We start from the raw sequence: 14,402 nt of genomic DNA on the forward strand, positions 1-14,402 counted from the left end.
CGCATCTTTACGCGACTCGGCCACCCATACTACATACTCGCCCCGAATTTCCGGCAAACCTCCGGCGGGATCCGCGCGATGCACTACCTGTGCCACGTGCTGAACCTGCTCGGCCACGAAGCGTACGTCTGCACGCCGGTCGTGCATCCTGACCTGCGCACGCCGCCGCTGACCAACGACATCGTGCAGGCGCACGCCCGCGCGAATCGCAGCCCGATCGTCGTCTACCCGGATGTCGTCACCGGCAATCCGTTCAACGCGCGCTGCGTCGTGCGCTACCTGCTGGCCGAGCCCGGTCGCATCAACGGCGAACCGATCACCCTGCAGCCGAACGACCTCATCTTCACGTTCGGGCCGTCGCTGGTGCCCGAAGAATGGAAGGCGGACCTGCTGCGCATACCGCTGGTCGACACGCGCATCTTCAACAGCGACGGTGTCGACGACGCCCGCCGCAACGGCACGGCCGTCTTCATCAATCGCCACCTACGGCGCGGCGGCACGCTGCATCCGGTCACCGCCGAGTCGATCGAAATCTCGACCCGCGTGCCGGAACGTTCGGCGCACGAACTCGCGGCGCTGTTCCGACAGGTCGAGTGCGTGTACATGTACGAATGGTCCACCGCCGTGTTCGAAGCGCTGCTGTGCGGATGCCCGGTCGTGTGCATCATGAATGACGCGTCGCTGTCGGAGCCGACCCGGTGGGTGATGGACGGCAAGGGCATCGCGTGGGGGCTCGACGAACACGAGATTGCCCACGCGAAGGCCACCGTTCACGAAGCGCGCAGCGTCTACCTGAAGGAAGAGGAGGCGTTCTGGCAGCAGTTGCAGAACTTCGTCGAGCGGACCCAGGCACACGCGGACGAGCTGGATGCGCAGGCCGTCGCGACGGGCGCCGCCGCCCAGGGACAGCCCGCGTCCGCGCCGCGCTCGTGCATCGCGGTCGTCACCGCCGAACCGGCCGACCACGCGCGCACCAGCCTGCGCTTCGCGCACCCGTTCGCGCGGCTGGACCGCGAATGGGCACTGACTTTCCCTGTCACGCAAGCCGGCATCGATCCCGACGCGCTGCAGCGCGCTGACCTGATCGTGCTGCAGGGCGACACGCCGGGCCTGCTGTCCCCCGCCACGCTGGAACACCTGTTCTCGCTCGGCAAGCCGGTCGTCCTCGAGATCGACGCGCCGCTCGACACGCTGCTCGCCGACATCCCCGGCGCGGCCGACAACGCGCGCCGCAAGGCGGGCATCCGCAGCGCCGTGCAGCGCGCGCATGCGCTCGTCGTGCCGTCGGAAGCGCTGGTGCGGCAGTACCGTCATGTCAACGCATCGGTCCACGTGCTGCCGACCGGCGTCGATCTCGAGCGTCTGCACCGCGCGGCGCCCGGCGTGCGCGACCACGTGAACCTCGCGGTTTCCGGCACCGGTCTCGACGGCGTGCGTCTCGAGCAGGTCCGCCAGGCGCTGGCCGAGCTCCGCCGCCGGTTTCCGGGGAAGCTCCGGGTGTCGTTTGTCGGCGCGGCGCTGCCGGCCGGCTGGGACCGCGAACCGGACGTCACGCTGATCGCTGAGTCTGCCCCTTACGACAGTTACGCCGACGCGCTGAAGCGCGCGGACCTCGACATCGCGCTGGTCGCGGCGCCGGTCACGTTGCGCGACGATGCGCCGCCGCGCGCATGGCTCGAATGCTCGGCGGCCGGCGCGGCCACGGTGCTCGTCGCCACGTCGGCGGAAGGCTGCTCGGTTGTCCACGGCCGCACGGGCTGGCTCGTCGCCGACACCGCCGACGCGTGGGTCGACGCGATCGCGCACCTGATCGAGCATCCGCAAACCCGTGCGCAACTCGCCGCGGCCGCGCAGGATGCGATCCGTGCGCAGCACGACATCGGCCGCAACGCCGCGCGCCACGGCGCGCTGTACGCGCGGCTGCTCACGGAGAACCGGACGCTGGCGCCCGTCGCCGCGACTGCGGACGCCGCACCGCGCCGCAAGCGCCTGATCGTGTATTCGATCGATCCGGACGCGTGCGCGTCGTCGCGAATTCGCCTCACGCTGCCGTTCGGTCTGCTGAACGACGAATGGGAACTCGTCCCGGGCATCCGGGACGGCCAGATCGACAGCAGCGTGCTGGCCACGGCCGACGCCATCCTGCTGCACCGGCTGACGCCCGGCATCCTGACGGGCAACGACCTGTATACGATCTTCAAGCATGAAAAGCCGGTGATCTACGAGACCGACGACCTGCTGACCGACCTGCCGGCCGCGCACCCGCTCGCCGCGCAAGGCGGGATGGCCCGCGCGGGGATCGAGCTCGTGCTGCGCAACGCGGACGCCGTGATCGTATCCACGCCGTTCATCGCCAGCCGCTACCGGCTGTCGCACCCGCGCGTTCACGTGCTGCCCGACAGCGTGGACTTCGACCGGTTCTACCGCCCCGTGACGGCGCGCGGCGACGACTGCGTGACGATCGGCATCGCCGGCGCGTCGCTGCGCGCCGACAACTTCGCGCTCGTCGACGCGGCGCTGCAGGCGATCCGCGCGCGCCATCCCGGCAAGGTCAAGGTGAGTTTCGTCGGCGCGGACGTCCCGCCAGGCTGGGCCGGCCACCCGGACGCCGGGTGCGAGCCCGAGCTTCACGACTACGACGCGCACGCACAACGCCTGCCGGAACGGTGCTGGGACATCGCGCTGCTGCCGCTCGCCGACCACGACTACAACGCCGGCACGAGCACGATCCAGTGGCAGGAATACGCGGCGGCCGGCATCGCCTCGATCGTCAGCGACCGGCCAGCCTATCGCCTCGCGCTGAACGACGGCTGCGACGGCCTGCTGGTCCCGGATGCGCCGCAGGCCTGGGTCGACGCGCTCGACTGGCTGATCTCGAACCCGGCGCTGCGCCGCGGGCTCGCGCGCACGGCGCAGGCGAAGGTCCGCAAGCATTACGCGCTACAGCAGGCGCTGCCGCGCTATCGCCATGTGTATCAGCAGTGCATCGGCAAAGGCGCTGTCGGCAACCAGCCCGGCCGGCTGGATGCGCCGATCCCCGGCGCGCTGATCCTGGACGCCGAGGGCGACCTCGACAAGGTCCGGCTGAGCCTGCAGGAAATCGCAAGGCGGCCGGAACAGGATCTGCTGGCGGTCGTGCTGACCACGTCGCAGGCGACGCTGCCCGAATGGACCGACAAGGTGCGCTACCTGCACGCGCCCGCGCACGAGTACACGGCCACCGTCGAGCAGCTCTGCGCACTGCCGGCGTTCGACTGGACGCTGATCGTCGAGGCGGGCGACGGGCGTGCTGCGCAGGCACGAACGCCCGCCGATGCCGCGATCGCGTAGTTCGGCGCGCGCCGTGCCGCTTGCCTGACGCTGGCGGCCCGGCGCGCTATCCCGGCAGCGTGCCCTGTGCTCAGTTGCTCGAACAGCCGCCGCAACTGCTTGAGCTGCATGAGCTCGACGAACTGCACGAACTCGAACTGCTGCCGTCCCCGGTGTAGGAGTCGGACGAACCGCTCGACCCGCCGGAGTTCACGGCGACGGGCGGCGGCGCCATCAGCACTTTCGAATGCGCGGCCCACACGGTGCCGGCGAGCGCGCCGGCGCCGAACAGCGCGGCCGTCCACAAGAGCCCGTCCGGAGTCGCGCGCTCGCCCCGGCGTTCGTCGCGGTGCGCGTCGAGCGCCGCCTCGCCGCCGCGCGTCATGCCGCCGCGCCCCAAGCCGGGCAGGCGTCCGACCATGAAGTGGTACGCGACCATGAACGCCGTCATGAAAATCATCAGCAGCAGCACGGGACGGCCGCGGGTTAGGCCGACCGCGAGCTTCGCCGCGCCCGCACCGAACACGAGCAGCAGGATCGCGCGCGCGGCCATCCGCGTCGCCCGCATCTCGCCCGGCGCCCAGAGCCAGCCTTTGCGCTGCAACGCTGCGGCACAGTCGGCTTCGCGCCACGCGAGACGCTGACGAAACGCGTGGCAGCTCGTTTCGCCGCCGGGTTGCCTCCTCAGCCATTCCCAGTCGGCGCCATAAGCGCCTGCGTGTCGCGGATCGTCGATCCGCACCCGCGCGCCGTGGACCTTGCTCATCCGCAGCTCGATCGCACCGGCATGCGCGAGCGACAGCATCGCGACCTGCGCCATCCGCGCACCGCCGCCCGCGAGATACGCCGCTTCCTCCGCGCTCAGGTCGGGCGACGATTCGGGGGCGCGCGTTCCCCACGCACGGTGGCGGTATTCGATCCACTGCAGGCCGGCGATCAGCAGCAGCGCGGCGATGCAGAGCGGCACGTAGAACAACCCGAGAAAGTCCGGCCCCGAGAAGTCCAGCACATTGAAATCGCTCGCGCTCGCGCAGGTCGCCGCGACGCTGATCGCCACCGTTGGCCACGCGAACTTCGCGAAGCGCCGCCAGCGTCGCGGACGCGCGGCGGGCGCACTCGAAGGGCCGTCGCGCAGTTCCGCGCGCTGCACCGGGGCGTCGGCGGGCACGGCCGGCTCGGCCACGGGGCGCGGCCATATCGCTTCGGGCGGCTCGCAGCCGAACAGCCTGCGGTAGCTGTCGAGCGTCTGCCGGTAGTGCCGCGCGTACCGCGCGGCCTCGTCGGGCGCGCCCGCGCCCGGCACGTGATGCAGCGGCGCGCGCAGCACGTCGGCGCAGAACACGTCCCAGTATTCGCGCGTGTATTGCAGGTGCAGGTGCCATGCGGCGTCCACCGCGTGCGACGGCGTGACCGGATGGCCGGCTACCCGCGCGAGGAACGCGAAGCGCTTGTATTCGTCGATCACGGCCAGCGCATGCGCGTAGGGCCAGCGCTCCGCTTCGGCGAGACGGCGGCTGTACGGCAGCGGCGCATCGGGCGCGTCGGGCGCATAGGCCTGCAGGCGCGCGAGCAGCGCGCGCTGCGGTTCGGTCAGCGCCCCTGCATCGGCTGCGGCGGCGGAAGGCGGGAATGGAGCCATCGGAAGTCGGCGCGATGCGGACGGCCGCCGCGATCGACGCTTGCAGTTGTTGTTGCAGGGGATTCTCGCATGACGGTGCAGCGGCAGCAGCACGCTGCGCATCGGCGACGCTTGCCGCAGAATTTCCGGTCACTCCATCATCCCGAGCGAGGAACCGGCGTTACAGACGAAACAGAAGATGCTGGTCAGCATGTGCGTGCTCGGCCAGCCGCTCCGCTACAACGGCTCGGCCAAGACGGCCGCGCATCAGGCGCTCGACCAATGGCGGCGCGACGTCTCGTGCCGATCTGTCCCGAGCTGACGGCGGGATTCGGCGTGCCGCGGCCGCCGGCCGAAATCGTCGACGGCGATTCCGGGCAGCGGGTGCTCGCGGGCGCCGCCCGCGTCGTCGAGGTGACCGGAGCGGACCTCACGGCGCCGTTCATCGCCGGCGCGCAGGCGGCGATGACGCTGGCGCGCGAGCGTGACTGCGGTTTCGCGCGGCTGGCCGACGGCAGCCCGTCACGCGGCAGCAGCTTCATCTACGACGGGAGCTTTGCGGGTAACAGGCACGCCGGCGCGGGCGTCACCGCCGCGCTGCTACGACAGCACGGCATCGAGGTGTTCGCGGATACGGAGATCGACGCGCTGCGCAAGCGGCTGGCGCAGCAGGGGCGTGCGGCGCACCAACCCCTTCCTCCGGAGTTTTACCGATGCGAAAAATTATTTTAAATCAATGATTTACATAACTCGCAAACTGCAAAACCAAGGCTGCACAAGGTCAATCAAGAGCAATCCAACTCATCCAAGCTGCAATTTGGCTGCACAGTTTGTGCTCTCCTGAACGCCTCTGCATACTTGCCGCCGAGTGCTCCCGTCCTCCAACGGAGAACGGTGAGGAACAATGCGATCGCGTAAGTCGTCAGGCAGGAATCTGGCCCATATATCGATATCGCTGCCAGGCCGTGGCTCCGAAGATCCAGATTTCGTTCGTTGTCGATACGTGGTCAGGGGCAACGATGAAGTAACGAAACCGCTGGAAGCCTGAACAGGCATGTTTTGGCGCGCCCGGCTGGGATCGAACCAGCAACCCCTGCCTTCGGAGGGCAGTACTCTATCCATTGAGCTACGGGCGCGTGTGACAGTGAAGCGACCCCAATATACAGGCCGCCCACAATTGGCAAGACGGCAAGGATACCCGGTTTCCCATGACGCGTCCACCTTACCCGCCGAATCGCCGCCGGGCCCCGCTGCGTGCGGGTAAACACGCGCCATCGTGCCGCTCGCCGTGATGTAAACGTTCCGTCTATAATCGTCCGGGCTTCATTGGACTGCCATTTTGCCGTTGCACCGCGCTCACAATTCCTATTCACGGAGACGAGGCAAGCATGAGCGAAGCACCCCACGAATCTCCCGTCAAAACCCCCGGGCAACTGATTGCCGTCATCATCGCGTCGTTCGCGATCCCGATCGTCCTGATCGTCCTGTTCGCCACCTATGCGAACCATGCGTTCCGTTCCGGCGCCGGCACGGACGCGCTATCCGACGAGCAGGTTGCGGCGCGCATCGCACCGCTTGCAAAGGTCGACGTGAAGGACGCCAACGCGCCCCGCACGTACAAGACCGGCGAGGCAGTCTACAAGGCCGTCTGCGTGACCTGCCACGGCACGGGCGCCGCTGGCGCGCCGAAGTTCGGCAACAAGGACGACTGGGCGCCGCGCATCTCGCAAGGCTTCGACACGCTGCTGAAGACGGCCCTCGCTGGCAAGGGCGCGATGCCGGCGCGCGGCGGCACGAGCCCCGACGACGTCAGCGACTATGAAATCGCCCGTGCGATCGTCTACATGGCGAACAACGACGGCGCGAACTTCCCCGAACCGGCCGCGCCGGCCGCCAACGCGGCGCAGCCCGCCAGCGGCGCGGCAGGCGCGTCGGGCGCGGCCGACGCCGCGAGTGCGCAAATCGCCGCGGCGCAGGCCGCGATCGCCGCGATCCCGAAGGCCGGCGAACAGCCCGCGGCCGCACCGGCCAGCGCCGATGCAGCAACCGCCGGCAAGGCACTGTACACGTCGACCTGCCAGGCCTGCCACGCGGCCGGCGTGCTCGGCGCGCCGAAGTTCGGCAGCAAGGAAGACTGGGCGCCGCGCCTGAAGGACTCGATGGATACGGTCTACAACTACGCACTGCACGGCAAGGGCGCGATGCCGCCGAAGGGCGGGGCAAACGCGTCGGACGCCGACGTGAAGGCGGCCGTCGACTACATGGTCAACGCGTCGAAGTAACCACGCCGGACCACCAGTAAAAACCCCCGCGGTGCACGCGCATCGCGGGGGTTTTGTTTGCCGGGGCCGGGTCGCCTTGCGCCCGACGGCGCCGCCGCATCACTTCTGCAGCAACGCCTTCAGGCTCGCGAGCCGGTCCTTCGGCGACATCGGCGCTTCTTCCGGCGTGGGCGGCGGCGCTTCGTCGAGGCCCATCTCGGGGATGAAGCGCGACGGCTCGCACACGACCGTCTCGCGCGCCCGCTTGCGCTTCTTGCACCAGTTCAGGTGCAGGCTGCGCTGCGCGCGCGTGATCGCGACGTACATCAGCCGGCGCTCTTCCTCGATCCGCTCGCTGTCGATCGGGCCGTCGTCCTCGCTGCCGCCGCGGTGCGGCATGATGCCCTCCTCGACGCCGACCAGGAACACGTGCGGGTACTCGAGCCCCTTCGACGCATGGACGGTCGACAGCCGCACGGCGTCGGGATCTTCGTCCTTGCCCTCGAGCATCGACATCAGCGCGACGGTCTGGATCAGGCCGAGCAGGTTCTTGCCCGTATCGGCAAGCCCGTCCGCGTTGTGGAAACCTTCCGCCTCGCCGTCGACGGCCTCCGTCTCGGGCTTCGTGCCCTTGCGCTTCAGCCATTCGAGGAATTCGAGCACGTTCTGCCACTTCGACTGCGCCTGCCGCTCGTCGAACGCGTCGTACAGGTACGCCTCGTAGTGGATCGCCTCCATCATGTCGTCGAGCACGACGGTCGCGGGCTCCTTGTCCGCGCGCTCGGTCAGGCGCTGGATGAAGTCGCAGAACATCCTGAGCGGCTCGACCTGGCGCGCGGACAGCCGCGCCTCGATGCCGCCCATGTACACGGCCTCGAACAGCGACACCTTCGCCTGCCCCGCGAACGAGCCGAGCGCTTCGAGCGTGGTGTTGCCGATCCCGCGGCGCGGCGTCGTGACCGCGCGGATGAACGCGGGATCGTCGTCGGCGTTCGCGATCAGCCGCAGGTACGCGCACAGGTCCTTGATCTCGGCCTTGTCGAAGAACGACTGGCCGCCGGACAGCACGTACGGGATCCGCTCGCGCCGCAGCACCTGCTCGAAGATCCGCGCCTGGAAATTGCCGCGATACAGGATCGCGTAGTCGCGGAACTGCGCGCGCCGCTCGAACTTGTGCGCGGACAGCCGGAACACGACCGATTCGGCCTCGTGCTCCTCGTCGTTGCACGGCGTGACGGTGATCGAATCGCCCATCCCGTGCTCGGACCACAGCTTCTTCTCGAACAGCTTCGGGTTGTTCGCGATCACGTTGTTCGCGGCGGTCAGGATCCGCACCGTCGACCGGTAGTTCTGCTCGAGCTTGACCAGGTGCAGCTTCGGGAAATCCTTGCCGAGCTGCGCGAGGTTCTCGAGCGTCGCGCCACGCCAGCCGTAGATCGCCTGGTCGTCGTCGCCGACCGCCGTGAACGCGGCGCGCGGGCCCGCGAGCAGCTTCAGCAGCTCGTACTGGCACGCGTTGGTGTCCTGGTACTCGTCGATCAGCAGGTAGCGCAGCTTGTTCTGCCAGCGGTCGCGCACCTGCTCGTTCTTCGCGAACAGCTCGGCGGGCAGGCGGATCAGGTCGTCGAAGTCGACCGCCTGGTACGCATGCAGCGTCGCGACGTAGTTGCGATAGACCAGCGCGGCCTGGTGCTCGTCCTCGTTGGCCGCGATCGCCATCGCCTCGTCGGGCATGATCAGGCCGTTCTTCCACAGCGAGATGATGCTCTGGATCTTGCGGATCAGCCCCTTGTCGGTGGTGCCGAGCTGCTCCTGGATCATCCCGAAGCAATCGTCCGAATCCATGATCGAGAACTGCGGCTTCAGGCCGACGTGCTCGGCCTCCTGGCGCAGGATCTGCACGCCGAGCGAGTGGAACGTGCAGACGGTGAGCTGGTTGACGGGTACCTTGCGGCCTTCCTTGCCGGGCGTGGTGAGCGTCTTGCCCTCGAGCAGCTTCCCCACGCGCTCGCGCATTTCGGCGGCCGCCTTGTTCGTGAACGTGACGGCGGCAATGTGGCGCGGCTCGAAGCCTTTCGCTTCGATCAGGTGCGCGATCTTCTGCGTGATCACGCGGGTCTTGCCGCTGCCCGCGCCGGCGAGCACGAGACAGGGACCGTCGAGATAGCGCACCGCTTCGTTCTGGGCGGGATTGAGGCCTGCGGACATGATGGCGGATGGTGTTGCGGTTGACGGCGGAACGCCGGGAGGATGCCGTGCGCGGCAGGCTGGCAAAGCAGGCGGACACGCGGGCAGGACGCGCATGTTAACACGTCGGCGGCGCGTATTTCGGGAGCGCCGCCGGACGGGGCCGCGCGGGCCGATCGCCCTGCTGCACCCTGTCCGTCCGGCCAATCCGGCCCCGTTCGCGCACCGATCGGCCACAATATGCGCACACCGGCGCCGCCCCGCGCCGGGCTCGCATGAACCGCCTGAAACGCCACCGGATCGACATCATGGGATACCCGCTCGCCACCGCCGCCCTCGGCCCGCTGCTGTTCGCGCAGGGGCGCTACGTGCGGCGCGTCACGCCGCGACTGCCCGAGGCGGCCGGCCCGCGCGACGGCGTTGCCGGCGACGGCCCGCCGCTGCGCGTGCTGGTGGTCGGCGATTCCGCCGCCGCGGGCGTCGGCGTCGCGACGCAGCGCGACGCGCTGTCCGGGCAACTGGCGCGCGCGCTGGCGGCCACGCACCGCGTCAGTTGGAAGCTGCTCGCGCGCACGGGCCTGACCACCCGGGATCTCGTCGACTGGCTCGCCGCCGAGCCGGCCGAGCCGTTCGACGTGGCCGTGACGTCGCTCGGCGTCAACGACGTGACGGGCGGCGTGCCGCCGGCGCGCTGGCAGGCGGCACAGGCCGAACTCGTCCGGACGCTCGCCGCGCGCTTCCGGGTCGGGCACGTGATCCTGTCGGCGGTGCCGCCGATGGAACGCTTTCCGGCGCTGCCGCAGCCGCTCGCGTGGTATCTCGGGCTGCGCGCGAGGCGGCTCAACGCGGCACTCGCCGGCTGGGTCGCCGCGCAGCAGCACTGCACGTTCCTGCGGGTCGCGCTGCCGCTCGAGCGCCACCTGATGGCCGCGGACGGCTTCCACCCCGGCGAAGCCGCATGCGCCGCGTGGGCCGCACAGGTCGCTGCCGCCGTGCGGCGGCGGGCGGCCGCGTGATGTGGCACAACGCCCGCGCGACGCGCCGTTTATCGCGAAGCCGGGCGGCAACCACGCGCGCGCGGTGCGCGGTCTCGCGCAAATGCCGGCCTCCTTTGCGCATGCGCCGCGTCTCACCGCGCATTTCGCCCAACGCGCCAGTACAAGCGGCGGCGCCGTGCCAAAATAGCCGGTCGTCCTCGCGCCGCCTCGGCGCGCCATCCTTTAATTTCCTTCGCAGCCAGGAATTGCCATGTCGTCATTGCTCAGGATTGGTTTGATGGGTTTCGGTTTCGCCGGCGCGACGTTCCATGCGCCCGTGATCGCCACGAGCGGCCGCACTGAAGTCGCCGCGATCGCGACGGGCCAGCCCGATCGCGCACAGGCCGCGTATCCGGGCGCACGCGTCGTCCCCGATCTCGACGCGCTGCTCGGCCTCGACGACATCGACTGCGTGGTGATCGCCACGCCGAACGACACGCACTTCACGCTCGCCCGCCAGGTGCTCGAAGCCGGCCGCCACGTCGTCGTCGACAAGCCCGTCACGCTCACGGCCGACGAAGCGCTCGCGCTCGCGCGGCTCGCGAACGCGCGCAGCCGCCTGTTCGCGCCGTTCCACAACCGCCGCTGGGACGGCGACTTCCTCACCGTGCGGCGCATCGTCGAATCCCGTGAACTCGGCCGGCTCACGTATTTCGCGTCGCACTTCGACCGCTTCCGGCCGACCCCGCGCACGCGCTGGCGCGAGGAGCCCGCACGCGGCGGCGGCCTGTTGCTCGACCTCGGCCCGCACCTGGTCGACCAGGCGCTCGCGCTGTTCGGGCTACCGGAAACGGTCAGCGCCACGGTCAAGACGCGCCGCGACAACGGCACGGCGCCCGATTTCGTGCACCTGCTGCTCGGCTATCCGGACAAGGACGTCGCGCTGCATGCGAGCGCGCTGTCGGCGATCGAGCCCGCGCGCTTCACGCTGCACGGCACGCGCGGCAGCTACCAGAAGTTCGGGCTCGATACGCAGGAAGACCAGTTGAAGGCCGGCCTGACGCCGGACCACGTCGAGTTCGGCGGCGGCAACCCGCCTGGCGTGCTGCGCGTGCTCGACGGCGAAGTCGAGGTCGAGCGGCCGGTGCCGACGCTCGACGGCCAGTACGCGGACTTCTACCGCGCGCTCGCCGCGTCGGTCCACGACGGCGCGCCGTTCCCGGTCACGCCGCAGGACGCCGTCGACGTGATGACGATCATCGAGCTAGCCGCGCAAAGCGAGCACGAAGGCCGCCGGGTACCGTTCGTGCGCCGCACCGTCTGACCGCTGCCGGCCGGGTCGATGCCGTCCCGGCCTCGGCCGCCACCCCGCGCCACGCCGTCCCCGGCAGCGGCCACGCGTCAGCCGCCGCGACGGCGCGGTCCCGAACATTCCGTTACAAATCGTGCGGGAACGAAAGTCAGCGGTCGCCCGGTCTGATGCGTTTCTCAAAAAGTCGATCCGACACCAAACCGTCAGGAGAATGTGATGCAACGGTTGATTCGCGCAGCGGCATGCTGCGTCCTGGTTTCCTCGCTCGCGGCCTGCATCGTGCAGCCGCAGCGGCCGGCCCGACAGGCGCCCCCGCCCCCGCCGCGGCCGAATCCGCAGGTCGTCGCGAACGATCGCCTGCTGGAGGTCCAGGGCCGGATCGACAACCTGCACCGCCGGATCGACGCGCGCGTCAACGGCGGCTACTACCCGCCGCCGTACGGCGCGCAGTTGCACCACCGGCTCGACGTGATCCGCCAGGAAGCGAGCGACATGTCGACCCAGCACAACGGCGGCCTGTCCGGCGACGAGCAGCGCGTGCTGAACCAGGAACTCGACACGGCCGCGCGCGCGATCGGCGAGTAATACCGGCCATGCCGGCGTCCGCCGGTGCCGGCAAAAGCGGCGGCGCTCCCGCACCGCCGCTTGTCGCGAAGCGACATTCTTTTGCTCAAATTGACAAGGCCCACCCGCTCGCGTACAGTCGCCCGCACGCGTCGGGAGAGCGTGTGACCGCGTTGCTGCAACGCCGGTCGCGCCGCCGAAGGGGCACACCCGCAAACTCTCAGGCAAAAGGACCGACCGCGTCGGGGAATCCCGTCCGCGCATTGCGCGGGCCGCACTCCCCGCACTCTGGAGAGCGGCAGTAGCCCGCTGCGCACATGCTGCGCGGGCAAGCTGCCCACCGAAGGGGCGCGCGCTCGCCGGGCTTTGCCCGCAGTGCAATCTCTCAGGTATCGAGGACAGAGGGGCATGTATCGGATCGCTCGCAGCCCGTCGGCCGCGGCGGTCGGCACATGGCCGTTCTGATCCGCGCGCAAGCGCCTTGCCTGAGGCCTCGATGACTGCACTGAATCACACCCCGCTCAACGCCGCGCACCGCGCGCTCAATGCCCGCATGGTCGATTTCGGCGGCTGGGACATGCCCGTCAACTACGGCTCGCAGATCGAAGAACACGAAGCCGTGCGCACCGACGCCGGCATGTTCGACGTGTCGCACATGTGCGTCGTCGATTTCACCGGCAGCCGCGTGCGCGCATTCTTCGAGCACGCGATCGCAAACAACGTCGGCAAGCTCAAGACGCCCGGCAAGGCGCTCTACTCGTGCCTGCTCAATCCGCAGGGCGGGGTCATCGACGACCTGATCGTCTATTACTTCACCGAAGAATTCTTCCGCGTCGTCGTCAACGCCGGCACCGCCGAGAAAGACATCGCGTGGTTCAACAAGCTCAACGAGCAAGGCGGCTACGGCCTCACGATCGCGCCGCGCCGCGATTTCGCGATCGTCGCCGTACAGGGCCCGAACGCCCGCGAAAAGGTCTGGACGACCGTGCCCGCCGCGCGTGCCGCGACGAGCGAGCTGAAGCCGTTCAACGCCGCGCAGGTCGCCGGCACGCCGTTCGGCGATCTCACCGTCGCGCGCACCGGCTATACCGGTGAAGACGGCTTCGAGGTGATCGTCCCGGCCGTGCACGTCGAAGCGCTGTGGAACGCACTGCAGCAAAACGGCGTGCGCCCGTGCGGGCTCGGCGCGCGCGACACGCTGCGCCTCGAGGCCGGCATGAACCTGTACGGCCAGGACATGGACGACACCGTCTCGCCGCTCGACGCGGGCCTCGCGTGGACGGTCGACCTCACCGCACCGCGCGACTTCGTCGGCCGCGCCGCGCTCGAGCGCGACGGCTCGCGCGCCGCGTTCGTCGGCCTGATCCTGCAGAAGGAAAACGGCAAGGCGGGCGGCGTGCTGCGCGCGCACCAGAAGGTCGTCACGCCGCACGGCGAAGGCGAGATCACGAGCGGCACGTTCTCGCCGTCGATGCAGGAATCGATCGCGTTCGCGCGCGTGCCGGCGGCCGTGCAGGTCGGCGACACGATCCAGGTGCAGATTCGCGACAAGCAACTGCCCGCGCGCGTGGTAAAACTGCCGTTCGTGCGCAACGGCAAGGTCCTCGCTGCGTAACGGCCGGGGGGCCTCCTCCCGGGAAGCCGGGAGATGGCGCCCGGCGCAAACCACATCCGGCGCGCCCCGGCGGCGCGCCAGCAGAACGAATCACACCCTTTTATCCAGGAGCATCCGATGAGCAACGTCCCGGCCGATCTGAAATACACCGAAGAACACGAGTGGATCCGCACCGAGGCAGACGGCACGCTGACGGTCGGCATCACCGATCACGCGCAGAGCACGCTCGGCGACATCGTCTTCCTCGAATTGCCCGAAGTCGGCAAGACCGTTTCGGCGGGCGACGCCGTCGGCGTCGTCGAATCGGTGAAGGCGGCATCCGACATCTACTCGCCGGTGTCCGGCGAGGTCGTCGCCGTCAATACGGAAGCTACCGACGCGCCGGAAGAAGTGAACAGCGACGCGTACGGCGTGTGGCTCTTCAAGATCAAGCTCGCGGCCGGCGCATCGACCGACAAGCTGATCGACGCTGCCGCCTACACCAAGCTGATCGACTAATTTCCTTACCCGAACCGCGCGGGGCCGGCCTGCCGCCCCGTCCCGCGCGGGACCAGAGTCA

Annotated in this window: 9 protein-coding genes, 1 tRNA gene, 1 pseudogene and 2 riboswitches; of the genes and pseudogenes, 8 read left to right on the forward strand and 3 right to left on the reverse strand. The window is 69.3% G+C overall.

Annotated features, from left to right (window positions below):
- Nucleotides 1–78 precede the first annotated feature (78 nt).
- Nucleotides 79–3,330: a glycosyltransferase gene (locus DM992_RS03135; protein WP_239511305.1), complete on the forward strand. Its 3,252-nt coding sequence runs from the start codon at nucleotides 79–81 to the stop codon at nucleotides 3,328–3,330.
- Between the two features lie 70 nt (nucleotides 3,331–3,400).
- On the opposite strand, the gene DM992_RS03140 is transcribed toward DM992_RS03135, so the two are convergent.
- The gene (locus DM992_RS03140; protein ID WP_111017776.1) at nucleotides 3,401–4,948 is read right to left on the reverse strand and encodes a TIGR04222 domain-containing membrane protein; all 1,548 of its coding nucleotides are present in this window, start codon (nucleotides 4,946–4,948) and stop codon (nucleotides 3,401–3,403) included.
- A 178-nt stretch (nucleotides 4,949–5,126) separates the two neighbouring features.
- On the opposite strand from DM992_RS03140, the pseudogene DM992_RS03145 reads away from it, so the two are divergent.
- Nucleotides 5,127–5,659, forward strand: a pseudogene (locus DM992_RS03145) (DUF523 domain-containing protein).
- 328 nt (nucleotides 5,660–5,987) lie between these two features.
- Here DM992_RS03145 and DM992_RS03150 read toward each other — a convergent pair.
- Nucleotides 5,988–6,063 (reverse strand) — tRNA-Arg (locus DM992_RS03150).
- A 252-nt stretch (nucleotides 6,064–6,315) separates the two neighbouring features.
- Here DM992_RS03150 and DM992_RS03155 point away from each other — a divergent pair.
- The gene (locus DM992_RS03155) at nucleotides 6,316–7,209 is read left to right on the forward strand and encodes a c-type cytochrome (protein ID WP_111015603.1); all 894 of its coding nucleotides are present in this window, start codon (nucleotides 6,316–6,318) and stop codon (nucleotides 7,207–7,209) included.
- A gap of 99 nt (nucleotides 7,210–7,308) precedes the next feature.
- Here DM992_RS03155 and DM992_RS03160 read toward each other — a convergent pair whose 3' ends face one another.
- Complete coding sequence (locus tag DM992_RS03160) at nucleotides 7,309–9,396, reverse strand: UvrD-helicase domain-containing protein (RefSeq protein ID WP_047899495.1); 2,088 nt, start codon at nucleotides 9,394–9,396, stop codon at nucleotides 7,309–7,311.
- A 287-nt stretch (nucleotides 9,397–9,683) separates the two neighbouring features.
- Between DM992_RS03160 and DM992_RS03165 the strand changes: the two genes are divergently transcribed.
- The 5 genes from DM992_RS03165 to gcvH all read left to right on the forward strand — a co-directional run bounded on the left by DM992_RS03165 (nucleotide 9,684) and on the right by gcvH (nucleotide 14,341).
- Nucleotides 9,684–10,391 carry an SGNH/GDSL hydrolase family protein gene (locus DM992_RS03165; protein WP_111017777.1) on the forward strand — a complete coding sequence of 236 codons (708 nt, stop codon included), beginning with the start codon at nucleotides 9,684–9,686 and terminating at the stop codon, nucleotides 10,389–10,391.
- A 232-nt stretch (nucleotides 10,392–10,623) separates the two neighbouring features.
- Nucleotides 10,624–11,676, forward strand: coding sequence for an oxidoreductase (locus DM992_RS03170; RefSeq protein WP_111015604.1), 1,053 nt, complete (start codon nucleotides 10,624–10,626; stop codon nucleotides 11,674–11,676).
- Nucleotides 11,677–11,880: 204 nt separating this feature from the next.
- On the forward strand, nucleotides 11,881–12,249 hold the full coding sequence (locus DM992_RS03175) for a hypothetical protein (RefSeq protein ID WP_111015605.1): 369 nt from the start codon (nucleotides 11,881–11,883) through the stop codon (nucleotides 12,247–12,249).
- Nucleotides 12,250–12,371: 122 nt separating this feature from the next.
- Nucleotides 12,372–12,475, forward strand: a riboswitch (glycine riboswitch).
- Between the two features lie 31 nt (nucleotides 12,476–12,506).
- Nucleotides 12,507–12,640: riboswitch (glycine riboswitch) on the forward strand.
- An 84-nt stretch (nucleotides 12,641–12,724) separates the two neighbouring features.
- Nucleotides 12,725–13,843 (forward strand): glycine cleavage system aminomethyltransferase GcvT, encoded by a 1,119-nt coding sequence (gene gcvT / locus DM992_RS03180; protein WP_111015606.1) that lies wholly within the window; start codon nucleotides 12,725–12,727, stop codon nucleotides 13,841–13,843.
- Nucleotides 13,844–13,960: 117 nt separating this feature from the next.
- The gene (gcvH, locus tag DM992_RS03185; protein WP_111015607.1) at nucleotides 13,961–14,341 is read left to right on the forward strand and encodes a glycine cleavage system protein GcvH; all 381 of its coding nucleotides are present in this window, start codon (nucleotides 13,961–13,963) and stop codon (nucleotides 14,339–14,341) included.
- Nucleotides 14,342–14,402 lie beyond the last annotated feature (61 nt).

Origin of the sequence: Burkholderia sp. JP2-270, assembly GCF_003233675.1 — a bacterium.
Taxonomy (GTDB): Bacteria; Pseudomonadota; Gammaproteobacteria; order Burkholderiales; family Burkholderiaceae; genus Burkholderia; species Burkholderia pyrrocinia_C.

Excerpts from the sequence above, each read along its gene's own strand:
- DM992_RS03175 (WP_111015605.1), top strand. The coding sequence starts at position 11,881 with ATGCAACGGTTGATTCGCGCAGCGGCATGCTGCGTCCTGGTTTCCTCG.
- gcvH (WP_111015607.1), top strand. The coding sequence starts at position 13,961 with ATGAGCAACGTCCCGGCCGATCTGAAATACACCGAAGAACACGAGTGG.
- DM992_RS03155 (WP_111015603.1), top strand. The coding sequence starts at position 6,316 with ATGAGCGAAGCACCCCACGAATCTCCCGTCAAAACCCCCGGGCAACTG.
- gcvT (WP_111015606.1), top strand. The coding sequence starts at position 12,725 with ATGACTGCACTGAATCACACCCCGCTCAACGCCGCGCACCGCGCGCTC.
- DM992_RS03165 (WP_111017777.1), top strand. The coding sequence starts at position 9,684 with ATGGGATACCCGCTCGCCACCGCCGCCCTCGGCCCGCTGCTGTTCGCG.
- DM992_RS03140 (WP_111017776.1), bottom strand. The coding sequence starts at position 4,948 with ATGGCTCCATTCCCGCCTTCCGCCGCCGCAGCCGATGCAGGGGCGCTG.
- DM992_RS03135 (WP_239511305.1), top strand. The coding sequence starts at position 79 with ATGCACTACCTGTGCCACGTGCTGAACCTGCTCGGCCACGAAGCGTAC.
- DM992_RS03160 (WP_047899495.1), bottom strand. The coding sequence starts at position 9,396 with ATGTCCGCAGGCCTCAATCCCGCCCAGAACGAAGCGGTGCGCTATCTC.
- DM992_RS03170 (WP_111015604.1), top strand. The coding sequence starts at position 10,624 with ATGTCGTCATTGCTCAGGATTGGTTTGATGGGTTTCGGTTTCGCCGGC.